Origin of the sequence: Rhodanobacter sp. Root480 (assembly GCF_001426645.1) — a bacterium.
GTDB lineage: Bacteria > Pseudomonadota > Gammaproteobacteria > Xanthomonadales > Rhodanobacteraceae > Rhodanobacter > Rhodanobacter ginsenosidimutans.
Map to the genome: position 1 here is coordinate 375238 of NZ_LMEX01000002.1, position 24497 is coordinate 399734.

The 24497-nt window shown below is 63.5% G+C and carries 19 protein-coding genes; 12 read left to right on the forward strand and 7 right to left on the reverse strand.

What is annotated here, in order from left to right; translation table 11 throughout:
• The first annotated feature begins 25 nt into the window (after positions 1-25).
• Positions 26-508, forward strand: a complete 483-nt coding sequence (locus tag ASD22_RS08780) for a DUF456 domain-containing protein (RefSeq protein WP_056081907.1) — start codon at positions 26-28, stop codon at positions 506-508.
• Between the two features lie 6 nt (positions 509-514).
• Here ASD22_RS08780 and ASD22_RS08785 read toward each other — a convergent pair whose 3' ends face one another.
• Together ASD22_RS08785 and ASD22_RS08790 are read right to left on the reverse strand one after the other, a co-directional pair.
• A complete protein-coding gene (locus ASD22_RS08785) occupies positions 515-1186 on the reverse strand; it encodes a hemolysin III family protein (protein ID WP_056081909.1) in 672 nt (223 codons plus the stop codon).
• Between the two features lie 354 nt (positions 1187-1540).
• Positions 1541-1906 (reverse strand): hypothetical protein, encoded by a 366-nt coding sequence (locus ASD22_RS08790; protein WP_235577600.1) that lies wholly within the window; start codon positions 1904-1906, stop codon positions 1541-1543.
• A 140-nt stretch (positions 1907-2046) separates the two neighbouring features.
• Between ASD22_RS08790 and pncA the strand changes: the two genes are divergently transcribed.
• A complete protein-coding gene (gene pncA / locus ASD22_RS08795) occupies positions 2047-2676 on the forward strand; it encodes a bifunctional nicotinamidase/pyrazinamidase (RefSeq protein WP_056084035.1) in 630 nt (209 codons plus the stop codon).
• Positions 2677-2695: 19 nt separating this feature from the next.
• On the opposite strand, the gene ASD22_RS08800 is transcribed toward pncA, so the two are convergent.
• Both ASD22_RS08800 and ASD22_RS08805 read right to left on the reverse strand, forming a co-directional pair.
• Positions 2696-2884: a CPXCG motif-containing cysteine-rich protein gene (locus tag ASD22_RS08800; protein ID WP_056084037.1), complete on the reverse strand. Its 189-nt coding sequence runs from the start codon at positions 2882-2884 to the stop codon at positions 2696-2698.
• Positions 2885-2911: 27 nt separating this feature from the next.
• A complete protein-coding gene (locus ASD22_RS08805; protein ID WP_056081914.1) occupies positions 2912-3394 on the reverse strand; it encodes a PIN domain-containing protein in 483 nt (160 codons plus the stop codon).
• Between the two features lie 62 nt (positions 3395-3456).
• Between ASD22_RS08805 and ASD22_RS08810 the strand changes: the two genes are divergently transcribed.
• Entirely contained in the window at positions 3457-3714 is a 258-nt protein-coding gene (locus tag ASD22_RS08810) for a hypothetical protein (protein WP_056081917.1), read from the forward strand.
• Between the two features lie 78 nt (positions 3715-3792).
• Here the strand turns inward: ASD22_RS08810 and ASD22_RS08815 are convergent, their stop codons facing one another.
• The 3 genes from ASD22_RS08815 to ASD22_RS08825 form a co-directional block, all read right to left on the reverse strand.
• Positions 3793-5181, reverse strand: coding sequence for a sugar porter family MFS transporter (locus ASD22_RS08815; protein ID WP_056081920.1), 1389 nt, complete (start codon positions 5179-5181; stop codon positions 3793-3795).
• Between the two features lie 121 nt (positions 5182-5302).
• Complete coding sequence (locus ASD22_RS08820; RefSeq protein WP_056081922.1) at positions 5303-7885, reverse strand: exo 1,3/1,4-beta-D-glucan glucohydrolase; 2583 nt, start codon at positions 7883-7885, stop codon at positions 5303-5305.
• Positions 7886-8032: 147 nt separating this feature from the next.
• The gene (locus ASD22_RS08825) at positions 8033-9052 is read right to left on the reverse strand and encodes a LacI family DNA-binding transcriptional regulator (RefSeq protein ID WP_056081925.1); all 1020 of its coding nucleotides are present in this window, start codon (positions 9050-9052) and stop codon (positions 8033-8035) included.
• Positions 9053-9788: 736 nt separating this feature from the next.
• On the opposite strand from ASD22_RS08825, the gene ASD22_RS08830 reads away from it, so the two are divergent.
• The 9 genes from ASD22_RS08830 to ASD22_RS08870 all read left to right on the forward strand — a co-directional run bounded on the left by ASD22_RS08830 (position 9789) and on the right by ASD22_RS08870 (position 24374).
• Positions 9789-12914, forward strand: a complete 3126-nt coding sequence (locus tag ASD22_RS08830) for a TonB-dependent receptor (RefSeq protein WP_235577601.1) — start codon at positions 9789-9791, stop codon at positions 12912-12914.
• Between the two features lie 130 nt (positions 12915-13044).
• Positions 13045-13794 (forward strand): SapC family protein, encoded by a 750-nt coding sequence (locus ASD22_RS08835; protein ID WP_056081930.1) that lies wholly within the window; start codon positions 13045-13047, stop codon positions 13792-13794.
• A gap of 5 nt (positions 13795-13799) precedes the next feature.
• Complete coding sequence (locus tag ASD22_RS08840; RefSeq protein WP_056081933.1) at positions 13800-14822, forward strand: cupin-like domain-containing protein; 1023 nt, start codon at positions 13800-13802, stop codon at positions 14820-14822.
• A gap of 124 nt (positions 14823-14946) precedes the next feature.
• Entirely contained in the window at positions 14947-16461 is a 1515-nt protein-coding gene (locus tag ASD22_RS08845; RefSeq protein ID WP_056081935.1) for a tryptophan halogenase family protein, read from the forward strand.
• 190 nt (positions 16462-16651) lie between these two features.
• Positions 16652-17431, forward strand: a complete 780-nt coding sequence (locus ASD22_RS08850; RefSeq protein WP_235577602.1) for a DUF6445 family protein — start codon at positions 16652-16654, stop codon at positions 17429-17431.
• A 223-nt stretch (positions 17432-17654) separates the two neighbouring features.
• A complete protein-coding gene (locus ASD22_RS08855; protein WP_056081941.1) occupies positions 17655-18320 on the forward strand; it encodes a response regulator in 666 nt (221 codons plus the stop codon).
• A complete protein-coding gene (locus tag ASD22_RS08860) occupies positions 18317-19723 on the forward strand; it encodes an ATP-binding protein (protein WP_056081944.1) in 1407 nt (468 codons plus the stop codon). Before ASD22_RS08855 ends, ASD22_RS08860 begins: the two co-directional genes overlap by 4 nt.
• 180 nt (positions 19724-19903) lie before the next feature.
• Complete coding sequence (locus ASD22_RS08865; RefSeq protein ID WP_056081947.1) at positions 19904-22504, forward strand: glycosyltransferase family 2 protein; 2601 nt, start codon at positions 19904-19906, stop codon at positions 22502-22504.
• 97 nt (positions 22505-22601) lie between these two features.
• A complete protein-coding gene (locus tag ASD22_RS08870) occupies positions 22602-24374 on the forward strand; it encodes an autotransporter assembly complex family protein (protein WP_056081951.1) in 1773 nt (590 codons plus the stop codon).
• Positions 24375-24497: the final 123 nt, after the last annotated feature.

Sequence of the window (24497 nt, forward strand, 5' to 3'; positions counted from 1 at the left end):
ATGAATCCGGCAGGGGGAAGCTTCGATGGAACTGGCGTTGTACGTTCTGGCCGCCGCACTGATCGTCGGTGGACTGCTCGGCTCGATCCTGCCCGTGCTGCCGGGTATTCCGATGGTGTTCGGCGGCATCTGGCTGGCCGCGGCGGTCGACGGCTACCGACATCTTGGCGTGTGGTGGCTGGTGGTCATCGGCGCGCTCGGCGTTGCCGGCATCGCGGTCGATTTCGTCGCCAGCACGCTGGGCGCCAAACGCGTCGGCGCCAGCCGGCGGGCGTTGTGGGGTGCGGCGCTGGGTACGGTCGTCGGCATGTTTTTCGGTATCCCGGGGTTGCTGATCGGCCCCTTCGCCGGCGCCTTGATCGGCGAACTTGCCTCGGGCAACAGCGTGCTGCGGGCCACGCATGTAGGTGTCGGCACCTGGCTTGGCCTGCTGTTCGGCACGCTCGTCAAGCTGGTGATTTCGTTCGTGATGGTGGGATTGTTCGGGTTGGCCCTGTTGTTCGGTTGAGCCGGGTCAGGCCACCGCATCCGGAATCACGTACAGCACCACCGCCAGAAAATGCAGCACGCTGCCGGCCAGCACGAAGACGTGCCACAAGGCGTGGTGATACGGCAGCCGCCGCCACAGGTAGAACGGCACGCCCAAGGTGTAGGCCAGGCCACCGCCGAGCAGCAGCAGCGTGCCGCCCAGTTGCAGGTGTTCGCTCAACGGTTTGAACGCCACCACGCCGATCCAGCCCATACCCACATACAACACCACCGCCCACCGGTGATAGCGCTTGAGCAGGCCCAGCTCCAGCACGCTGCCCAGCAACGCCAGCGCCCACACCGCGGCAAACAGGCGCCAGCCCCAGGGATCGGGCATGGCGATCAGGGTGAACGGCGTATACGTGCCGGCAATCAGCAGATAGATCGCAATATGGTCGAGCGCCCGCAGCGTGGGTTTGGCGGAGGCGAGCGGGATCGAGTGATAAAGCGTGGACGCGGTGTACAGCAACACCAGCGTCGCGCCATAGACCGCACTGGCCACCACCACCCGGATATCACCGTGCAAGGCGGCAAAAGCCACCAGGATGGCCAGCCCCGCGATACTGAGCACGATGCCCACGCCATGGATGATGCTGGCAGCCAGTTCATCACCGAAGCTGTAGCCGGTGTCGGTAGCGATGCGGGAGAAGGTGGGCATGGCGGCAAGAATACTGGAGCCGGATGCGAAGCGGAGATCCGCCCTGCCGGGCTTTCATGCGCGACGTCCCGGAATCGGCGTTTGCGCCCGATGCTCCGCTGCGGCGGGGGCAAGTCCGCCGGGGACCAAAGCCGGCAGACGGCAGGCAGAGGGCTGGAATGTGCGCAAAGTCTCAGGATCTTCGCGGATAAACACCGTTTTTACAGTATTTGAACGCTCGTTCGATATTCCTTAGGCGACACTAACTGTCGTGGATGCTTCAACCTCCCCGCATCCGCTTTCCCCGCCCCATGCGGGGATTTTTTTGTGCGCCGAAAGTCCGACTCGCGATGGCGACCAAGCCACCAGGCATCGTCATTTGCTGCGGCGAAAATGACCGAGACCACCGTGCGGCGACAACAGCCACCCCATGGCTATGCCGACCCCCACGCCAAGGAATTCGCACAGCACCCGAAGACCGATGCCGTCCGGGTCATGCACCATCGCCAACTTGGCCTTGAGCAACTGCAACGATTGCAGCTGGGCGTAATTGAAATAGAACAGATTCCACAGATCGCCACTGACCGTCAGCACCGCCGCCGACAGAAAGGTCCAGCCGATCTGCGGGCCGTAGCTCCATCCGTTGCGGCGACCCAACCAGTGGAAAAACCCAAACAGGAGCATGGCGGCCAGGGCGGCAATCGCGCCGGCCTGCAAACCACCGACGATGCCATAGCCCATCCACGTTTGGTCATACTGCATTTCGGCTCCGTTTGAGTGATTGGCTGCCGCATTATGCCTGCCGGTTCACCTACCCATCGGCCAAACCAGGGCTCAAGCTAGAATCCGTGATTGTGTTCAACCATGCGACGAAACCCTTCATGCCTGCCGATACCGCGCTGATCGTGGTGGATGTGCAGCCGGACTTCATGCCCGGCGGCGCGCTGGCGTGTCACCAGGGCGACACCATCGTGCCGGGCATCGATCGACTGCTCCGTCATGGCCGCTATCGCCACGTGGTGGCCACCCAGGATTGGCACCCTTCGGGACACGCTTCCTTCGCCAGCTCGCATCCGGGCACCGAGGCGTTCGGCCAGATCCTGCTGCATGGCCAGCCGCAGACACTGTGGCCGGATCATTGCGTGCAGGGTACGCCGGGCGCCGCGCTGCATCCGGGCATCGACTGGTCGGCCGTCGATGCGGTGATCCGCAAGGGCAGTCATCGCGAGGTCGACTCCTACAGCGGGTTTCGCGAAAACCACGGCCCGCAAGGAGAACGCCCCAGCACGGGGCTGGCCGGCTGGCTGCGCGACCGTGGCGTCACCGAAGTGCACGTCTGCGGGCTGGCGCGCGACGTGTGCGTGTTGTGGACCGCCCAGGACGCGGTCGCGCTGGGATTCCGTGCCAGCCTGCTGTGGGATCTCAGCCGCCCGGTTACCCCGCAGAGCGATGACGTCACGCGCGACGCGCTGCACGCTGGCGGCATCGCCGTTATCGGCACGGCGTACTGAGCGACGCGCCGTCGTTCGCTCAGGCGTCGTTTTCGCCGCTGGCGTGGACGCTCGGCATGCCCTCCTCGTCCACGCTCACATCCAGCGTGATCGGCCGGCAACAGACCTGGCAATCCTCGATATAGCGCTGATGGGGAACCGAGGCATCGAGAAAAATATCGATCGGCTCGCCGCAATACGGGCAGTCGATGGTGTGGGGAACGAGCATCGGCACATCTCTCCGGCTTGGGTGCAGTTACGACACGCGATCGGTCGCACCAGGCGACGGTTCAACCAGCGACCACGCCTGCGGCTGCAGGATCGCAAACCGGCAGTCGCGCTGGGCGCGGCTGGCCAGCTTCAGCAATTCCTTGTCCTTGCTGAGCAGCCACCTTGCTCCCGTTTCCAGGGCCAGTTCCAGAAACTTCTGGTCGTCGGGATCGGCGCAGCGCGGCAACGGCAGCGCCACCGCATCCGTCAGCGGTGCAGGCGCAAGGTGGTTCAAGGCGTCGAAGGCGGCCACCAGCGCCGGCCGGGAAGTGTCATCCACCGGCAAGCCGGGATAGTGCAGCACGCGCAGCCATTCATCGCGGCAATCCGGCCGGGTCATGGCGTGTACCGCGCCGCGCTGCAGTGCGTCGTGCAACGGCATGCAGGCGGGGTCGCGGAACACCAGCAGGTCCAGACACACATTGGTATCCAGCACGATGCGCGGCACGAAACAGTCATCACCAATCATCCTTCCATGATGACGCACTGGCGGCGCGCTATACACTGCGGGTTTTCATCGGGACAGGAACCATGGCCGAACGCGAGTTCCCCAACTTCACGGTACGCTCGGGCGCCACGCTGGAAGGCTCGCGCTATACCGCCTACCTCGCGGTGACGCCGAGCAAGAACGGCTTTCCTGTCTATTACGCGATCTGCGAAAACCGCAGTTTCCGGGCAAGTGATGTGGCGGAAGCCGCCGCCGCCAAGGCGCTCACCGACATGCTGGGCCTGGAGGACGACGGTACGCCGGTCTTCCCCGAGGATTACACCGGGTTTGATGACGAGTAGCTGACGCGACCGGACGGCTGACAGCAAGAGGCCCCGCATGCGGGGCCTCTGCCGTTTCAATAATGATGCGCCGTGTACTTACTGGCCGATGTCACGCAGCGGCTTGCCGGACATCAGGTTGCGCTCGATCTGCTCCAGCGTAACGTTCTTGGTTTCCGGGATCAGGAAGAACGTGATCAGGATGAACACCACGTTCAGCGCGCCATACAGCCAGAACGTGGCCGCGTTGCCGATGCCGTTGAGCAAGGTCAGGAACGTGGCGCCCACGATCATGTTGGCGACCCAGTTGGTGAAGGTCGAGGCGCCGATACCGAAATCGCGGCCCTTCAGCGGCTGCACTTCCGAGCACAGCGTCCAGATCAGCGGACCGGCCGACATCGCGAAGCCCACGATGAACACCAGCAGCATGGCCACGGTGAAGATCTGCTCGCCATGCGTGGTGATGCCCAGATGCATCATCGTGCCGACCAGACCCAGGCCAATCGCCATCACGCTGAAACCCGCATACAGGATCGGCTTGCGGCCGAGGCGATCCACGAAGCCGATCGCGATGAACGTAGCCAGCATGTTGGTCAGGCCCACCGCGGCGGTAAACCACATCTGCGCCGCGGTGGCGTAGCCCATGTCCTGGAAAATGCGCGGCGCGTAGTACATCACCACGTTGATGCCGGTCAGCTGCTGGACCACCTGCAGCAACACGCCCAGGCCCACCGAGCGGCGGAAATTGCGGTTTTCAAGGAACAGGTGCCAGCCCTTCTGCGGCGTCTTCAGCTGTTCTTCGATGTCGGCTACTTCGTTGCTGACATGCTCGGCATCACCACGCAGCTTCTGCAGCACGTCGGTTGCCGCCTGCTTGCGTCCGCGCATCATCAGCCAGCGCGGGCTTTCCGGCAGGAAAAACAGGCCAAGCAGAAACAGGACGCCGGGGATCGCGATGATGCCCAGCATCCAGCGCCAGTTGCCGGTGTAGCTGAAGGCCGTGTCGGACAGGAACGCCACCAGGATGCCGGTGGTGATCATCAGCTGGTACAGCGAGATCATCGCGCCGCGGATGTTCTCCGGCGCCACTTCGGCCAGATACAGCGGCGCGGTGAAGGTGGCCACGCCGATGGCGAGGCCCAGGATCACGCGCGCCGCGATCAGCGTCTCCGGCGACCATGCGCCACCACTGAGCAGCGAGCCGGCCACGAACATCACGGCGGCCAGGATCAGCGACCGCTTGCGCCCCAGCGTGGAGGACATCCAGCCGGCGCCCAGCGCGCCGATCGCCGCGCCCAGCATCATCGAGCTGACGATCCACTCGATCATGTGGTCGTCGATCAGGAATTCCTTCTGGATGAATTGGGTGGCGCCCGAAATCACGCCGATGTCCAGGCCAAACATCAGCCCGGCCAGCGCGGCGAGCACGCAGGTAAACACCACGGTGGTTTTTGGACGCGCAGTAACCGGTTCAGCGATAGCGTTCATGTCATTCCCCGTATTCGATAAACGTTCGACTTCTATGGATTGTTGTTATGCAGGCGGCAGATGAACCTGCCGCTGCGGTCGAGCGGAAAAGTCGCGCGCCCCGCACGCGCGACAGGATATTTCAATGGGTGGGGCAAGCCACCAGCTTGTCCACGTCCGTACCCAATGCCACCCGGGCAATCGACAGCGTGGCCTTGGCCGCGCTTTGCAGGCGAAACGGTACGTCAATCTTCGTCATGTCCGCTCCGGCCTCGCGGAAGCACTTCAGCGGGACGCCAACGCGCAGCCATTCGCCCTTGGGCAAGGTCGCCAGCGTGGCATCCAGCGGTACGCTGGCGCCACACTTGGCACCGCAAGCGACGGCAAGGCTGACCTTGCCCGGAGCCAGCGCATCCACCTTCATGGTGGTCACCAGCAAAACGTCGCCATTGGTCTGGCGATCCTGATCCAGCTTCGATGCCGCATGCAGTGCCACCGAAGCGGCGCCAGCGCCGGACCACTCGACACGGCGGGCGTCTTCCTGCGCCTGGTAGTCGATGGCGGTGAGGCGAATGCTGCCGTCGCGCGAACGTGCCGGTGCGACAACCTCGTCGAGGGTGGCGCCATCGGCCCCCGTCAATTGCAGCGTCAGCCCGGTGACAGGCTTGCCCCGCTGCAGGTAAAGACCCGGTGCAACGGCACTGTTCTTGACGCCGGAAACTTCCGACAACGTGCCGAGCGTGTCCTTGTCCTTGTAGGTCAGGCCATAACCGAACGCGAACTGCGGGTTGTAGTTTTTCTGGCCCACGTTGAGCGGCGTCTGCACGGCCGTACGCGGCCACGAATACGCCAGCTTGCCGTGGAAATCATGGTTGATCGCGCCGGCTGCGGTGCGCAGGATCACGTCGGCCACGCCGCCGCCCTCGGAACCGGGCAACCATGCCGCCACGAACGCGTTGGACGCGTTGATTTCGGGGTTCACCCACAACGGCCGCCCGGACAGGAACACCGATACCACCGGAATCCCCTGCGCGCGCAGGCGCTTGATCATGTCCAGGTTGCTGCTGTCGCCAGGCGAGAACAACAGGTTGGGGATGTCACCCTGGAATTCGGCGTACGGATTCTCGCCGTAGACCACGATGGCAACGTCGGGCTTCTGGGTGTACTTGCCGTCCACCGACAACTGCGCCGTACCACCGGCGGCCACAACCTGATCGTGGATGCCACCCCAGATGGATTGGCCATTCGGGAAATCGGCGTTGGTGGTGCCGGTGCCCTGCCAGGTCAAGGTCCAGCCACCGGACTGCTTGGGAATGTTGTCCGCGCCGTCGCCGGCCACCAGGATCCGCTGCTTCGGGTTCAGAGGCAGGATGCCGTTGTGGTTTTTCAGCAACACCAGCGTTTCACGAACCGCACGCCGTGCGATGGCACGATGCTCCGGGCTGCCCAGGGCATAGGACGGGTTGTCCGAAACCTGCGACGACGGCGAACCCTTGTCGAACAGGCCCAGGCGCATCTTTACGCGCAGGATGCGGGATACCGCGTCATCCAGGCGCGACATCGGAATCACCCCGGACTTCACTTCCGCCAGCGTGTTCTTGTACAGCCCGCGCCAGCTGTCCGGCGCCATGAACATGTCCATGCCGGCATTGATCGCCTGCGGGCAATCCTCGTTGGTGCAGCCGGGCACCTGGCCGTGGCCATTCCAGTCGCCAACGACGAAGCCCTGAAAATCCATGCGCCCCTTCAGCACATCGGTCAGCAGGCCCTTGTGGCCGGACATCTTCTCGCCGTTCCAGCTGGAGAACGACGCCATGACGGTCTGCACGCCGGCGGCGATGGCCGGCGGGTAGCCGGCGGAGGCCACGTCGCGAAGATTCTCCTCGCTGACTTCGGCGTCGCCCTGGTCCTTGCCGTCCTTGGTGCTGCCGTCGCCCACGAAATGCTTGGCCGACGCAATGACATGTGCATTGTCGAGGAAGTCGGCACTGCCCGGCTTGCCCTGCAAGCCCTCGACCACGGCGGCGGCATAGCTCGCCACCACGGCCGGATCTTCCGAATAACCCTCGAACGCACGGCCCCAGCGATCATCCTGCGGCACGGTGAGCGTGGGCGCGAACGTCCAGTTGATGCCCGTCGCACGCGCCTCCTCGGCGGTGGCGGCGGCGATTTCGGCAACCAGCGCGGGATCGCGCATGGCGCCCAGCGCGGAGTTCTGCGGGAAGATCGTGGCGCCGACCACATCGTTGTGGCCATGCACGGCGTCCACGCCGAACAGCACGGGAATCCCCAGGCCGCCGTCGGAGGTGTCGACGGACGCGTGATAGAACGCGTCAGACAATTCCAGCCAGGCCTGGCCGCCGGACAGCTTGCCGCCGGGCTTGGAGTTGCCACCCGCCAGGATCGAGCCCAACCGATATTTGCGCACCTCGTCCGGGGTAACGCTGGCGATGTCGGCCTGGATGATCTGGCCTACCTTGTCTTCGTCCGACATTTTGGCCAGCAGGCTTTTCACGCGCTGTTCCAGCGCCGCATCGTGCGCGAACGGCCACTTCACCTTGGGCCATGCGTCCGGGTGCACTACGGCCGAGTGCACCCCATCGGTCGGTGTGGGCTTGACGTCCGCGCTGCAGGCGCTGGCCACGGTGAAAGCGCAGACCAGCGCTCCTGCCGTCGTGAAAGCCCGTTTGATCGACACTCGTCGATCACGAAAGACAAGCTGCATGGTGACTCTCCCCAGCTGTGCGCCATGGCGTGATTGCCACACGACCTCGTATCCGTTCGAGTATTTGCCGAATGTGACAGCGCTGTCAATCAACCGCGGCGGCGCAACGCGTTCCAAAAAAAACGCCCGGGCGAATCCTCCCTCGCGTCAGGGGCGCACGCGTCTGGGCGCCGCCCCCGTGGACTGTCGCAGGCGCAACGTATACGGCACCGACACCATCTGGCCCGGCTTCCCACTCTTGATGGTGCGCAGCAATTGCATCGCAGCGATCCGCCCCATGTCCTGACTGGGTTGACGCACCGTGGTCAGCGCGGGCCACACCTGGCGCGCAAGCGGGATGTCATCGAAGCCGCAAACGGAAAGGTCCTTCGGCACCTTGAGCCCCCGTTCGGCCGCCGCCCAGAGGATGCCCGCGGCCGTGTCGTCATTGGCGCCGAAAATCGCCGTGGGCCGGTGTTCCAGCGCAAACAGGCGACGCGCTCCCGCCACGCCCGAATCGAAAGAGAACCGGCCTTCGACAACCAGTTCCGGATCGTAGGCAAGGTGCGCCTGCTCAAGGCCGTCACGATAGCCGCGCAAGCGCCACACGTTGCCACCATGCGTCGGGTGCCCGGTGATGTGGGCAATCCGCCGATGCCCCAGCGACGCGAGATGCAGCACCATTTCGCAGGACGCCGAACGCTCGTCCAGCGTGGCACCCACACCTTCGGTGTAGTTTTTGGGCGAGATGCTCGCCCAGGGGACATTGCGGGTGCGAAGCATATCCAGCAACGCCGGATGGTCGCAGATAGGTGGCGTCAACAGCAGGCCGTCCGGCCTGAACTGCGATATCAACACGTCCACCCTCTCGACGAAATCGGGTGCGCCCGATACGAGCGGCCGAACCATCATGCTGTACTGATGCGCGTCACAAGCCTCCAGCGCCCCCTGCTGAACTTCCATGACGTAATGGGGTGACGGGTTGTCGTACAACAAGGCAACCAGGAACGCCCGGTTGCTGGCGAGACTGCGCGCGGACGGATTGGGGCGATACCCAAGCATCTCCACGGCCGCAAGAATGCGCTCGCGCATTTCATTCCGGACGTTCGGCTCATTGTTGAGCACGCGCGAAACCGTCTTCGGGGATACCCCGGCTTCCCGCGCCACGTCCTCGATGCGCGCCCTCATCGGCAACCTCCCCTGGTATCCATCAATGAAATGCCCCTTCCCCTGGGTTCAACCGAGGCCGCCGGCATAACCATTTGGCATATGCATATATCAGCCCGGCATCTTCCCCTGTCTGACGCTGCCATGCGGATTCCCGAAGGCCATATTACGAAAAATTGACAGCGCTGTCACACTCATGTACACCGTCGCTACAGAAGCGCTTTCGCGGGGAACTCACCGGAAATGGGTCATCGCTATTCCGCACATCCCGTTGCACGAGAGGCAACGATTGCCGCCGGTTCCGACAACATCGGCGCTGGCGTTTCGCGTGTCCTGATCACTGACGTGACAGCGCTGGACAGGGCATGTGGGCTGTGATAAAGATGTTAACGCTAACATCAGCTGCACTCGCCATCCGTCCAACGCACATATGCGTTCGGTGGGCGAGTCAACGGGACAAAGGGTGCCCACAGGCGTCCGACTGAGGTTGTTCGGGGAGTCCGAGGGAGGCAGAAAAGGCGGACCAGCGTCCGCAGGCGTTTCGGGGATGGAAACGTCTATTGGTCAACCAGCAGTCACCTGAATGCCGGACCGGAATTCGGTGGCGCGAACTTGGTTGAAGGCCATGAAGTGGGTGGACCCACAACGTGGATAAGAAACTTCGCACGCACCATTGTTTGCTATTGAGTTCAATTAATTGGAAGGGGAGTGCACACGAATGAACCACAACAAGTTTAAGCACCTCAGGTCGAAGGTGATGTTCACCATCGTCGGTGGTGCCGTCATCATCAACCCGCTCTACGCGCAGGACACGCAGCCGGCCGCACCGGCAGCGCAGACGGCGGGTACGCACAACGATCCGACCACGCTGCAGACCGTGACGGTCAGCGGCGTGCGTAACAGTCTCGAACAGTCGATGAACATCAAGCGTTACGCCATCGGCGGTGTCGATGCGGTCAGCGCCGAAGACATCGGCAAGATGCCGGACACCAACCTGGCCGAATCGCTGCAGCGCATCACCGGCGTGTCGATCGACCGCCGCAACGGCGAAGGCTCGCAGGTCACCGTGCGTGGCTTCGGCCCGGACTTCAACCTCATCACCATCGACGGCCGCACCGTTCCTGGCGCGGACGCCTTCGGTGCCGCCGGCCAGGTTCCGATCGGCGGCGTCAACGGCGGTACGCGTTCGTTCAACTTCGCCCAGCTGTCGCCCAACGGTGTCAGCTCGCTGGAGGTCTACAAGACCGGTCGTGCCGACGTCGCCAGCGGCGGTATTGGTGCCACCATCGACATCCGGACCGATCGCCCGTTCAACCATGAAGGCGGCAAGCTCATCGGTTCGGTCGGTTCGAAGGCCACGCTCGACAAGTCGCAGCCGTTCGATACCAGCATCACGCCGGAATTCTCGGGCAACTTCAGCTACGCGAACCCGGACAAGACCTGGGGTATCGGCCTCGACGCCAGCTTCGCCAAGCGTCACGGCGGCGCGGTGGAAGCGACCGAGAACAACTGGGCCATCCAGCCCTGGACTGGTTTCGCCAACGGCTTCAATTTCGACCCCACCAAGGGTGCCGTCACCAACGTCACCAACGCACCGGCTATCGGCCAGCTCTACGGCATGCCGAACGACGTTCGTTATGCGGTCAACGACTTCGAGAGCAAGCGCACGAACGCTCATGCCGTGCTGCAGCTTGCTCCGGTCGACGGCCTGACCATGACGTTGGACTACCTGTATTCCCGGTACGATCTCACCTCCAACCGCGGTGAGCAGTCGATGTGGCTGCAGCAGCAGCACTTCAGCGACGTGACGTTCGACACCAGCGGCGCTGTGGCTACGCCGACGTACATTCGCGATGTCGTGCAGACCAAAGACTTCGGCATGGAGCAGCAGCACAACGCCCAGAGGTACAAGCTGGACGATATCGGCTTCAATACCGAGTGGCAGGCCACCGACAGCCTCAAGCTGACGCTTGATCTGCACGATGCGAAGAGCCAGAGCGTACCCAATGACGGGCTTACCGGTGGCGGCGCCACGGCTGTAGGCCTCGCGGGCACCAACAATTGCGCGACCGGCCCGCAGTGCGGCGGCTCGTGGGCGCAGGAATACCATTTCAACAACAGCCTGCCCATTGCCACCCGCACCTGGTACCCGACCACGGACTCCACCGGTCCTGGCCTGGTCAACCAGCCGTTCGGCGTCAACAATCTCGGCATCCAGCCCGTGCGCATCGACGCGCAATCGCAGAAGACCGAAGTCAAGGAAGCGAAGTTCGGCGGTGAGCTGGAGTTCGACAACGGTCGGTTCCAGTTCGGTGCCGACATCATGAAGACCAAGCTGCATCGCACCCAGGCGGCCCAGAACTATCAAGCGATGGGCGACTGGAGCGTGAATGACGCTGGCGCCTATCCGGACCTGGCAGATAGTCTCGTTCACCAGGTCAACACGGCCGGCCTGTTCAATGACTTCAACACCAACGGTATCGCGCAGAGCACCTGGATCGGCAACGCCGACGACCTGGCCAAGTTTGCGGTCAGCCAGTACCCGGGCACCAACTACATGGTCAGGGAGACCCTGGCAGCCGACAACACCGTGGTCGAGAACACGAAGGCTGCGTACGCACAGCTCGTGCTGGAAGGCCAGTTGGGCGACCTGCCGACCACCACGCGTTTCGGCATGCGCTACGAGCAGACCGACGTGAGCTCCAAAACGCAGCTCGCGTTGCCGAGCGGCATTCTCTGGTTGTCCAACAACGACTTCCAGAACCCGTCCGGCGCAACTGTGCAGCCCATCACCGGAAGCGGCAGCTACAGCAACCTGCTGCCTAACGTCGACTTCAGCATCGACTTCACCGACGCGCTGCAGGGCCGCGCTTCGTACAGCAAGACCCTTGCACGTTCGCCGTACAGCAACCTGTACGCGGGCTCCACCGTAGGCAACCCGAGCGGCTCCATCCTGGTCAACCCCTCGTCGCAGGCTACCGGTGCCAGCAACAACCCGGGCCTGAAGCCGCTCGAATCAGACAACCTGGACCTCGGCCTGGGCTGGTACTTCGCCAAGTCGAGCTACGTGTCGGTAACGTTCTGGGACAAGCGCGTCAGCAACTTCATCGGCACCACGGTGTCGGACGGAAGCCTGTACGACCAGCGTGACCCGACCTCGGGCCCGCGTGCTCTGCAGGCCCAGGCTTTCCTGGGAAGCGCACAGTGTGCAGCTCAGGTAGGGGCGCCATGCGCAATCAACGACACGACCCTGTTCGACGCGATCTCGTTGATCGACCTTCAGGGGTCGACCAATAAGTGGAACGGCGGTCTGGCCGATTTCAACGGCACCGACGCCCAGAACCTGGATCTGGAATCCAGCCACGACGTCACCGCCAACCCGGACGACCCGCTGTACATGTACAAAATCTCCAAGCAGGCCAACGTGCACAGCGCCATGCTGCACGGTTGGGAGCTTGGTGGTCAGTACTTCCTCGGCGATACCGGCTTCGGCATCCTGGCGAACTACACCAAGGTCGACGGCGACGTTCACTACAAAAATGGTGGCAGCCCGAGCGTCGATCAGTTCGCGCTGCTCGGCCTCAGTGACAGCGCCAACGCCGTGCTGATGTACGAGAAGTACAACTTCTCCGTACGCCTGGCCTACAACTGGCGTGCCTCGTTCCTGACGGCAGCCTCTGCCACCAACCCGACCTACGTCGCTCAGTACCACCAGACCGACCTGAGCGTGAACTACGACTTGAACGATCACCTGTCGTTCCAGTTCGAAGGCATCAACCTGACCGGCGAAGACGTGCGCTGGTATGGACGTACAGGCAAGCAGTTCGTGCGAGTGGTCGACCAGGATCCGCGTTACGGGCTTGGTGTCCGCTACAAGTTCTAATTGCGTCAGTAGGGTAAAAAACGGGGGCCACTGCTTGCAGTGGCCCCTTTTTTTGTGCCGCCTGCGGTAAGATCAAATGCTGACAACGATTCAAAATAAGTGTGCAAAAGCAATTCCTTGGGGGAGCCGAATGGCACGTTACGAAATGCTCAACAATGTGGCGCACAAGGGTTTGCGCGTTGCCACCCGCTTTGGGGCGTCCTACGGGGATGACATCGGCATGGTGCCGGCCTACCCCACTGAATATGCCGAGCTGGTGCGCGAATATCCGATCTTCTTCCGCAAGAACGAGGACGGTGAATACCAGTCGGTGGTGCTTCTTGGTTTCGGCGTCAACGAGAATCTTTTTCTCGACGGTGAACAGTGGAAAGCGACCTATTTGCCCGCTCACATTGCACGGGGTCCTTTCCTGATTGGTTTTCAGGAGCAGAACATCGACGGCGAATTGCGCCGCGAAGCTGTGATCAGCGTTGATCTGGACCACCCGCGCGTCAACTTCGAAGAAGGCGAAGCGGTGTTTCTTCCCCAGGGTGGCAACAGCCCGTACCTCGAACACGTCACCAGCATGCTGCGCGGCATTCGAGACGGCGTGGAAGGCGGCAAGGCCATGTACGCGGCCTTCGATTCCCTTGATCTGATCCAGCCCCTCACGCTTGATATCAAGTTCGACAACGAGCACGGCGCCAACGTCACCGGCCTGCTCGGCATCGACCGCGAACGACTGGCCACCCTGGACGCGGAATCGCTACATTCACTGCATCGCTCGGGTTATCTCGAGGGCGCCTACCTGGTGTTGGCCTCGATGCACAACATGCGCCGGCTGATGGCTGAAAAGCAGCGCCGCCTGAGCCAGGAGACAGTCGCCGCCAACGCGGGTTGATTGCCATGAGGGAACCAGTTGCCAGCGTCCGCGAGCGATCGGATGTTCGCGCCGACGCGCTTCCCGTCGACGAATTGCTCGAAGCAGGACAACCCGTTGTACTGCGCGGACTGGTGCGTGCTTGGCAGCTGACGCAGGCGGGACAGCGCTCGACGAGCGACGTCATGGCCTGCCTGGCCCGTTTTTACAATCAGCGGCCAATCCAATACTCCTACGGCGCGCCCGATATCGCCGGGCGCGTGTTCTACAACGACGACTTCACCGCCATCAACTGCCAGGTGATGCGCGGCACGCTTACCGAACTCATTGACGAGATCGGCGCACATCTCGATGACCCGCAGCCGCCTACCTGGTACATGGCCTCGGCGCCGGTCGACGCCTTGCTGCCGGGCCTGCGCGATACCGACGATCTGAATTTCGCGGCCAACGGAATCGATGCTCCGCCGCGCATCTGGATCGGCAACCGCACCATCGCCTCGGCACACTACGACGCGATGAACAATATCGCCTGCAACGCCGTAGGGCGCCGTCGATTCACGCTGTTCCCGCCGGAGCAGATCAAGAACCTGTATCCCGGGCCGCTGGAACCGACCCCGGGGGGCCAGGCGGTCAGCGTCGTCGATTTTGCCGCGCCCGATTTCGGGAAGTATCCGCGTTTTCGTGAAGCCCTTGCCTCGGCGCAACGCGTCGAGCTGGAGCCGGGTGACGCCATATTCATTCCGAACATGTGGTGGCACCATGTTGAAGGGCTCGAGCCATTCAACGTGCTGGTGAACTACTGGTGGAGCAGCGTGCCCCACTATGTGCCGACACCCATGCACGCGCTCTACCACGCGCTGTGGGCCATCCGCGACCGTCCCGAGGAGGAGAAACGCGCCTGGCGCGAGGTCTTCGATTATTACGTTTTCGGACCGTCCGAGCGTGCCGGCGAGCACCTGCCCGAAGGCGCACGCGGCGCGCTAGGGCCGCTCGACGAAACCAGTATCCGGCGGCTGCGCGCCATGCTGATCGACCGGCTCAACCGATGAACGCCATCGATGTTGACGGACGCTTCAAACCGCCCTAGAGCGGGCGCGGCAAAACGTCCCAAGTAATACGGATCCCTGCAAAAGCGGGGGAAAATGCGGTACGACCAAATGGGGAGGGGTAGACGTGGGCAACAACAGAATTCGCAAGGTGGTTATTGCCGGTGGCGGCACGGCGGGATGGATCGCGGCAAGCGCGCTGGCGTATCAGCTGAAGGACCAGATCGAGCTGACGCTGGTGGAATCGTCCAAGATCGCCACCGTCGGTGTGGGCGAAGCCACCGTGCCACCGGTTCGCAACTTCCACCGGTTCATGAACATCGACGAGCAGGAATTCCTGCGCGCGGTAGCCGGCACGTTCAAGCTGGCCATCTCGTTCGAAAACTTCGTCCGGCCAGGCCATCGCTACATCCATCCCTTCGGCAACACGGGCAAGGGAACACTGGTCGCCGGGTTCCAGCAGTACTGGCTGGAGAGCGTGCGCCGTGGCATGAAGTCGGATCTGGGCAATTTCAGCCTGGAAGCGATGGCTGCGCTGGAGGACAAGTTCGCGCTGACCGAAAACCCGGAAATCAACTACGCGTACCACATGGATGCTGCGCTCTACGTCGATTTCCTGCGCAAGAAATTCGAGCGTTACGGGATCAACCGGATCGAGGGCATGATCAAGGAAGTGCGCCAGAATCCCGATAGCGGCTACGTCGAGGCGCTGGTGCTGGACGATGGCCAGGTGATTGAAGGTGACCTGTTCATCGATTGCACCGGCTTCCGCGGCCTGTTGATCGAACAGACGCTGAAAACCGGTTACGAGGACTGGAACCACTGGCTGCCCTGCGACCGCGCGATTGCGGTGCAGACCCAGTCGGTCGATCCGTCGCCGGTGCCGTATACGCGCGCCATCGCCCATGAAGCGGGCTGGCGCTGGCACATCCCGGTGCAGCATCGCGTTGGTTGCGGGCTGGTATACGACAGCCGTTACATGTCCGACGACGAGGCGCGCGCCAAGTTGCTGCACGATGTCGGTGCCGAGCCGGTCAGGGATCCGTGGCAGGTGAAGTTCCGCACCGGCCGCCGGCTCAAGGCCTGGAACAAGAACGTGGTGGCGCTGGGCCTGGCCAGCGGCTTCATCGAGCCGCTGGAATCGACCAGCATCCACTTGGCGATGAGCGCGGTGATGCTGCTGGTTGAGCTGTTCCCGTCCGAAGGCATCCCTGATTCGCTGGTCAAGCGCTACAACGACGTTTGCCGTGGCGAACTGGAACATGTGCGCGACTTCATCACCCTGCACTATCACGCCAACCAGCGCGAAGAAAAGATGTGGAAGGACTGCCGCGAGATGACCTTGCCGGATTCCCTCCAGATCCGCATCGATGCCTGGCGTGACCGCGCGCATGTCTGGAAGGATCAGGGAGAACTGTTCGCAACCACCTCGTGGATGCACGTCTTGCTGGGCCAGGAAATCATGCCGAACCAGCATCACCCGGTAACGCGGGAGATATCCGACGCCGACCTGCGCCGCCTGCTCGACAGTATCCGCGGGCCGATCGATCGCACGCTGCCGCTGCTGCCGTTGCAGCAGGAGTTCATCGATCGCTACTGCAAGTCGCCGGATGGTATCTGGGACATGCACCGGTTGGGCTGAGAGGCTGGTTTTTTCAACCGCTCAACCCGCGGCCACGGCAACGCAAGGGCGTCGCGAGGGCATGGCGAGGGCATGGATGCCCGAGTTGAGGCAACGCATGGAGCAGTTGCCCGATGCCCGAGTTTAGGCAACGCATGGAGCAGTTGCCCGATGCCCGAGCGCGGATGGATCGCGCAAGTAACGAAATCGCGTGAACGCGTTCGGGCACGCACCGACGCGCCATGGAAAAAAGCCACGGAAAGTGGCTTTTTTCACAAACTCCGGGACCTTCATCATGCTGATCGAACGCCATGCCAACATGCGCATCGAGAAACGCACCTTCGGCAACGAAGGTGCGGTCCTGCTGGTCATCGACCATCTTGTCGCTGACCCCGAACGTCTGGTTCGCAAGGCCGCGCGGCGTCCCTTCGATCTCCGGAGCAACTACTTTCCGGGCCCGCGTACGCGGGCTCCGGCCATGTACTCGCCTTTTCTCGAGTCGGTGCTCAATCCGCTGTTGCCCGAGCATTTCGGGATGCAGCCCGGGCGCTTCAAATTCTCGATGTGCCATTACTCGCTGGTGGCCACGCCTCCGCAGGAACTGAAGTTCCTGCAACGGGTACCGCATATCGATTCGACCGGCAGCGACGGATTGGCAACCGTGCATTACCTGTTTCACGGCCATTGGGGCGGCACCGCGTTCTACCGCCACCGCCAGACCGGTTTCGAGTCCATCGACGATGCGCGCAAGGAAACCTATTTCCGTCAGCTTGAAACGGAAAGTCAGGGCGCCGACGCCCCGGCTCCCGGCTATATCAATGGCGACACCGCGCTGTTCGAGCAGACCGCCAAGGCCGATGCCGTGTTCAACCGCATGCTGGTCTACCGGCGCAATTCGCTGCACTCGGCATGCATCGAGAATCACGACATTCCACCACCCGATCCGGTATTGGGACGACTGTCGATCAACAGCTTCATCGACGTGATTTAGAGCAGCACGGCACAGCCGCGCCGCTCCATCAATGGCGACACCTGGACGCGGGCGAACGCACGGCCAATCCGACAGACAACGCGTTAGGCAATATTGAACAAACCCCAGGCGCAGGCTCGCTCCGCGCACTTTTAAGCCCTTCGTAAGCGAAGCCCGGGATAATCCGGCGACATGTCATGCTTGCCGCGGATCGGTTCGCGGACCTGACCTCGAAGGGAACACCGTGCACATCATTCTGGTGGAAGACGATACCCAGCTCGGCACCGCCATTGCGCGGGCGCTGGAACGTCTGGCCTATACCGTCACCTGGCTGCGTGACGGCCGCGAGGCGCTGAGCGCGCTGCGCGACCAGACCGCCGACCTGGTATTGCTGGACCTTGGCCTGCCCGGCAAGGACGGCATGGAGGTACTGACCGAAGCGCGCCGCAGCCACGTCACCACGCCGGTGATGGTGATGACGGCGCGCGACAGGCTGGATGACCGGGTTGCCGGCCTCGATGCCGGTGCCGACGATTACCTGGTCAAACCGTTCCACCTGGACGAGTTGGCGGCACGCATCCGCTCGTTGACCCGGCGCGCGCAAGGGCTGGCGGCAAACCGCATCGAGGCCGGCGCGCTGAGCCTCGACCTCGGCACGTCCGAGGTGAGCTTTCGTGGCGAAAGGGTGGAACTGACCAAACGCGAATTCGCCCTGCTGCAGATCCTGATGGAGCGCGCCGGACGGCTGGTGCGCCGCGAGAGCCTGGAGAATTCGCTGTACGGGCTGGACAACATCGTCGGCAGCAGCGCGCTGGAAGTCCTGGTGCACACGCTGCGTCGCAAGCTCAGCTTCGACACCATCCAGACCGTACGCGGCTTCGGTTACATGATTCCGCGCGAACCCAAATGACATCGACCAGCCCGCGAAAACCGGCGAGCCTGCACGGCCGACTGCGGCTGTTGATCATCCTCGTGTTGCTGGCGGTGCTGTTGCCGCTGGGCGTATTCAGCTTCCAGCGCACAATCACCGAGGTGGACGAGCTTTCCGACGGCCGGCTGGCGCAATCGGCACGTACCCTGCAGGTGCTGATCGAACACGCCGGCCTGTCCGCGCTGCAGGGCCGCGATGCCGCCGGCATGCTGGTGCCGATCGAGGTCAGCCAGGCCCAACAGCCCCGGCAACACCGAACCTACGAATCCGAAGTGGGCTTCCAGGTATTCGATCATGCCGGCCGCACCGTGCTGGCCACCACGAACATCGCGACCCTGCCACCACCGAACGATACCGACGCCGATTTCCGTGACGTGCGCCAGGGCAGCTATCGATGGCGCATATTCACCCTGCGCGACGACGTCGACAACGTGGTGATCCGCACCGGCGAGCGCTACGACAGCCGCAACGACATCATGCATGCGGTATGGCTGGAGCACAGCCTGCCGCTGCTGATCGGCCTGCCCTTGCTGGCCTGGTTGGTGGGTTGGGCGGTAAAACGCGGGCTGCGCCCACTGGAAACCCTGACCCGTGAACTCTCGACCCGGGAACCGGGCAGCCATGCACCGGTCCGCCTGCCCGCCGCGCCGCAGGAATTGCAGCCCGTACTCACCGCGCTGAACGGACAACTGGCGCGGCTGGAGGATGCGCTGGAACGCGAACGCCGTTTCAGCGCCGACGTGGCGCATGAACTGCGCACGCCGCTGGCCAGCGCCATGATCAACCTCGAAAGCGCCATGATCGCCACCGATCCGGCGGAACTCAAAACCGGCCTGGGCAGCGCCCAGCACGGTCTCGCGCGGCTGGCGCGGCGAATCGAACAACTGCTGGCGCTGGCCCGGCTGGAAGCCGGCGCGGCGTCGGGCCAACGCAACAACATCGACCTGGTCGCCGTGGCGATGGACGTGATCGAGGAGCTGTCGGCCGTGATCGCCGACAGCGGGGTGGATCTGAGCTTTGCGCGGCTGACACCGCACGTGCCCGTGCAGGGCTACGAAGCCGCACTCGCGGCGCTGTTGCGCAATCTGGTCGAGAACGCGCTGCGCCACGTTCCGCACGGCGGCCAGGTGCAACTTGCGATCGAGCAGGGCCAGGGCATGGCGCTGATCGACGTCATCGACGATGGCCCCGGCATCCCGGCCGAACGCCGCGCCAGCGTGTTCGCCCGCTTCCATCGCGAAGCCGGCAGCCACGGCGACGGCTTCGGACTGGGCCTGTCGATCGTGCAACGCGCCGCCCAGTTGCACGGCGCCACCATCGAATTGCTCGACTCGCCCTACGGCAGCGGCCTGCGCGTCCACGTGGCGATTCCGCAGCAGTAGCCTTGCCGCCATGGTCACTGTCGAAAGTGCCGCAGCGAGGATCTCGACCGGCGGGAAAAGCGCCATCGCCTGACCTGCCGCTGACCACCATCGACGATCTTTATTGAGCCCGATGCCATCCATTGGTTAAGCTCCGTGGGCTTTATCGCCTGTTGCGCAGGCTTTCCCCGGGGTTTTTCTTTGAGCGCCAACGCAGCAAAGCAGCACAGCCGGTTTCCGTTGCTCTCCGCCGTGGTGCTGGCGCTGATCGTGGCGTCAATGAATATCGGGCTGTGGTGGTGGGGCAACCTGCCGCACGGGCCGGAGGATTGGCACGGCAAGATCGGCGGCTTCGCGCTGTCGGCCTTCCAGCGCTACCAGAGCCCGCTGAAGAGCGATTTCCCCAGCGATGAGGAGATCGACAGCGACCTCAAGCTGGTCAGCAAGTACACCTCGCGCGTACGCACCTACTCGATGCTGCAGAACCCGCAGGTGCCGCGGCTGGCCGAGCGCGAGGGGCTGAAGGTGATGGCCGGTGCCTGGATCGACCGGCGGCTGGACAACAACGAGAAGGAAATCGAAACCCTGATCGCCCAGGCCCGGCACTACCCGGGCACGGTCAACCGGGTGATCGTGGGCAACGAGGTGCTGCTGCGCAACGACATCAGCCCCGAGCAACTGATGACGTATCTCGATCGCGTGCGCGCCGCGCTGCATCAGCCGGTGTCGACCGCCGAGCCGTGGCACATCTGGGAGGAATATCCCGAGCTGGTGCAGCACGTCGACTTCATCACCGTGCACCTGTTCCCCTACTGGAACGGCATCGACCGCAAGGATGCGCTGGCCGACGCGCTGTCGCGCTACAACCATCTGCGCCAGCTGTACCCGAACAAGCCAGTGGTGGTGGGCGAAATCGGCTGGCCGTCCAACGGCGACCGTTTCCAGTACGCCACGCCGTCGGTGTCGAACGAGGCGATCTTCCTGCGCCAGTGGTTCAACGCGGCGCGCGAGCAGCACATCGACTACTACGTGATGGAAGCGTTCGACCAGCCGTGGAAAGAAGGCCTGGGCGAAGGCCGCACCGGCGCGTATTGGGGCATGTTCAATGCCGACCGGCAGCTGAAATTCCCGTTCACCGGCCCGGTCACCGAGGACACCGCCTGGCCGTGGAAGGCGCTGGCCGCCAGCCTGCTGGCGCTGCTGCCGATGATCCTGTTCGCGCGCCGCTTCAGCCGCTTCAAGCTGATGGGGCGGCTGTTCTTCTGCATGCTGATCCAGCTCGCCTGCGGCTTGATCACCTGGTCGGCCACGCTGCCATTCAACTTCTATCTCAGTTGGGTCGACTGGACCATGCTGGTGCTGTTGTTCCCGGCGCAGATCGCGATCCTGGCGATCCTGCTGATCAACGGCTTCGAGTTCACCGAGGTGCTGTGGCGACGGAAGTGGATGCGCCATGCCGGCATGCTTCGGCCCGACCCGCCGGAAAAGCAGCCGTTCGTGTCGATCCACCTGGCCTGCTACAACGAGCCGCCGGAGATGGTGATCGTCACCCTCGATTCGCTGGCCGCGCTGGATTACGCCAACTTCGAAGTGCTGGTGATCGACAACAACACCAAGAACCCGGATGTGTGGAAACCGGTGCAGGCGTACTGCGAGAAGCTGGGCAAGCGCTTCCGCTTCTTCCACCTGGAGCCGTGGCCCGGTTACAAGGCCGGCGCGCTGAACTTCGGCCTGAAGGAAACCGACCCGGCCGCCGACGTGGTGGCGGTGATCGACGCCGACTACGAAGTGCGCCCCGATTGGCTGGCCACGCTCACCGGGTATTTCCATGACCCGAAGGTGGCGGTGGTGCAGTGCCCGCAGGCGCACCGCGAGTTCGAGAACAACACCTTCCGCCGCATGACCGCGTGGGAATACGACGGCTTCTTCCGCATCGGCATGCACCATCGCAACGAGCGCAACGCGATCATCCAGCACGGCACCATGACGATGGTCCGGCGCAACGCACTGGAAGGTACTGGCGGCTGGTCGGAATGGACCATCTGCGAAGACGCCGAGCTGGGCCTGCGCCTGATGCACGCCGGCTACGAGCTGGTTTACGTCGACGAATTGATGGGCAAGGGCCTGACCCCGGCCGACTTCAAGGCGTACAAGAGCCAGCGCTATCGCTGGGCGTTCGGCGCCATGCAGATCCTCAAGGGTCGCTGGAACTGGATGACCCAACGCGGCCCGCTCACGGCCGGCCAGCGCTTCCACTTCCTCACCGGCTGGTTCAGCTGGTTTGCCGATGCGCTGCACCTGATCTTCACCCTGATGGCGATTTTCTGGACCGCCGGCATGGTGGCGTTCCCGCAGTTGTTCAGCCTGCCGATGCAGCTGTTCCTGATCCCGGTGATCGGTTTCTTCTTCGCCAAGGCGATCTTCGGCATCGTGCTGTACCGCGCCCGCGTGCCGTGCGGCTGGTACGACACCTTGATGGCGTCGCTGGCCAGCATGGGGCTCTCGCATGCGATCGCCCGCGGCATCCTGCACGGACTGACGCGCGAGAAAACATCGTTCGTGGTGACCGCCAAGAGCCGCCGGCTGGGTGAATCGGGCTTCGCCGCGTTCGCACCGGTACGCGAGGAATTGCTGATGGCGATCGCGCTGGTGCTGTGCGTGATCGGCATGGCCACGGGCTTCGGTACGCGCTACATCGAGGGCACGTTGTGGATCTTCATCCTCAGCGCGCAGTCGATCCCGTACTTCTCGGCGGTGATTGGCGCGTGGATCGCGCACAAGGCCGGCGACAAGGCCGGTTGATCCGGCATCGCCAGTATCCGGATGGGCGCCAGGTTCATACGACGCCCACGCGCGCTTCGGTAAGCTGCCCTCACGTTCCTGAAGGTTGCCATCGCGGATGCGCCGAATGTTCCGACGCCTGAGTCTCCTGCTGCCGCTGTGGCTCGTGCCGCTGCTGGCACAGGCAAACGTGCAGTTGGTCGTCGATGGCGTGAACGATCCCCTGCGCAACGCGGTGGTGGCGGCGGTGGATCTTTCGCAGTACGCCACGCGCGACGTCAGCGATGCGCAGGTGCGGCGACTGGTGGAGCGCGCGCCGGAGCAGGTGCGCACCGCGCTGGAGCCTTACGGTTATTACGATGCCACCGTCACCAGCGATCTCCTGCCGCGCGGCAACGACTGGCTGGTGACGCTGCACGTGAAGCCGGGCGAGCCGGTGAAAGTCACGGCGGTGGAATTGCAACTGGATGAAACCGCTTCGCGCATCGGTTCGATCCGCCGCGCGCGGCGCGTGATCGAACGATTGCAGGGCCAGGTGCTGAACCACGGCGTGTACGACGCCGCGCGCGATGACCTCTCGGCGGAATTGACCGCCCAGGGTTTCCTCGACGCACGCCTGCTCACCCATCGCGTGGAGGTGCGCCGTGCGGATCGCAGCGCGGTGATCAAGCTGGCCTGGCAGGCGGGCCCGCGCTACCGCTACGGCAAGGTGCGCTTCGAGGGCTCGCAGTTCAACGAAGGCTTTCTGGACCGCTACGTGCCGTTCAAATCCGGCGACTATTTCGAACAGAACGAATTGCTGGCACTGCAACAGGCGTTGAACGGTGCCGATTATTTTTCGGTGGTCAACGTGCTGCCCGATGTGGACGAAGCCCACGCCGGCGTGGTCGATGTCACCGTGCAGCTTGTGCCGGCCAAGCGCACGATCTACACCGGCGGCCCGTTCATCGGCACCGACACGGGCTTCGGCATGCGCGGCGGCATGGAGCGTCGCTGGGTCAACCGGCGCGGTCACAAGTGGAAGAACGAACTGGTGGTGGCGCAACGGTTGAAAACGCTGTCCACCCTGTATTCCATCCCCCTGCCCGGCCCCAACCAGCGCAGCTACAACTTCGGCGCCAATTTCCGCGATGCCGACACCACCACCTCGCAATCCCGCACGCTGGAGCTGGTGGGCAACGAGACGCGGCAATGGCACGGCTGGGTGCGCACCCTCGGCGTACATGCGCTGTCGGGCACGTTCACCGTGGGCAAGCGCGGCAACGAGCCGGACAACACCCCCGGCATCGATCACGGCCGCAGCACGCTGGTGTTCGGCGAGGCGTCGCTGTCACGCAAGAAGGCCGACAACGCCACTTTCGTGCGGCATGGCTGGGCGGTCAGCCTGGCCGCACGCAGCACCGCGGGCACGCTGCTTTCCAATGCCAGCTTCAGCCAGTTCACCGCCGATGCCAAATGGATTCGCGCCTTCGGCGAACGCAGCCGCAACCGGCTGATCCTGCGCGGCAGCGCCGGCATCACCCGCACCAGCGACTTCTCCGCGCTACCACCGCAGTTGCGCTTCTTTGCCGGTGGCGACCGCTCGGTGCGTGGCTACGGCTTCCAGTCGATCGGCCCGCGCAACGGCGCCGGCCGCGTGATTGGCGGGCGCAACCTGTTGGTGGCCAGCACCGAGATGGAGCACTACTTCACCCGTCGATGGGGCATGGCCGCCTTCGTCGACGCGGGCAACGCATTCACCGGCACCGACTATCGACCGCGCATCGGCGCCGGCCTGGGCGTCCGCTGGCTGAGCCCGGTGGGCATGATCCGCGTCGACGTCGGCACGCCGATCCACGACGCCAACGCCCACGGTGTGGAGTTGCACCTGGTGATTGGGCCGGATTTGTGAGAGGCCGGGAATAGGGAATCGAGAATGGAGAATCGGAGAACCTCATCCGTGAACATGGCGATCAACCTGAAGGATAGACAGCACGCGACGCGTGCTGTCTTTTCCCATTCCCTATTCACTATT

Coding starts and splice junctions, on each gene's coding strand:
- ASD22_RS08870 (WP_056081951.1), top strand. CDS start 22,602: ATGCGCCGAATGTTCCGACGCCTGAGTCTCCTGCTGCCGCTGTGGCTC.
- ASD22_RS08805 (WP_056081914.1), bottom strand. CDS start 3,394: ATGATTGGTGATGACTGTTTCGTGCCGCGCATCGTGCTGGATACCAAT.
- ASD22_RS08790 (WP_235577600.1), bottom strand. CDS start 1,906: ATGGGCTATGGCATCGTCGGTGGTTTGCAGGCCGGCGCGATTGCCGCC.
- ASD22_RS08820 (WP_056081922.1), bottom strand. CDS start 7,885: ATGCAGCTTGTCTTTCGTGATCGACGAGTGTCGATCAAACGGGCTTTC.
- ASD22_RS08840 (WP_056081933.1), top strand. CDS start 13,800: ATGAGGGAACCAGTTGCCAGCGTCCGCGAGCGATCGGATGTTCGCGCC.
- ASD22_RS08860 (WP_056081944.1), top strand. CDS start 18,317: ATGACATCGACCAGCCCGCGAAAACCGGCGAGCCTGCACGGCCGACTG.
- ASD22_RS08825 (WP_056081925.1), bottom strand. CDS start 9,052: ATGAGGGCGCGCATCGAGGACGTGGCGCGGGAAGCCGGGGTATCCCCG.
- ASD22_RS08815 (WP_056081920.1), bottom strand. CDS start 5,181: ATGAACGCTATCGCTGAACCGGTTACTGCGCGTCCAAAAACCACCGTG.
- ASD22_RS08780 (WP_056081907.1), top strand. CDS start 26: ATGGAACTGGCGTTGTACGTTCTGGCCGCCGCACTGATCGTCGGTGGA.
- ASD22_RS08800 (WP_056084037.1), bottom strand. CDS start 2,884: ATGCTCGTTCCCCACACCATCGACTGCCCGTATTGCGGCGAGCCGATC.
- ASD22_RS08835 (WP_056081930.1), top strand. CDS start 13,045: ATGGCACGTTACGAAATGCTCAACAATGTGGCGCACAAGGGTTTGCGC.
- pncA (WP_056084035.1), top strand. CDS start 2,047: ATGCCTGCCGATACCGCGCTGATCGTGGTGGATGTGCAGCCGGACTTC.
- ASD22_RS08785 (WP_056081909.1), bottom strand. CDS start 1,186: ATGCCCACCTTCTCCCGCATCGCTACCGACACCGGCTACAGCTTCGGT.
- ASD22_RS08830 (WP_235577601.1), top strand. CDS start 9,789: ATGTTCACCATCGTCGGTGGTGCCGTCATCATCAACCCGCTCTACGCG.
- ASD22_RS08810 (WP_056081917.1), top strand. CDS start 3,457: ATGGCCGAACGCGAGTTCCCCAACTTCACGGTACGCTCGGGCGCCACG.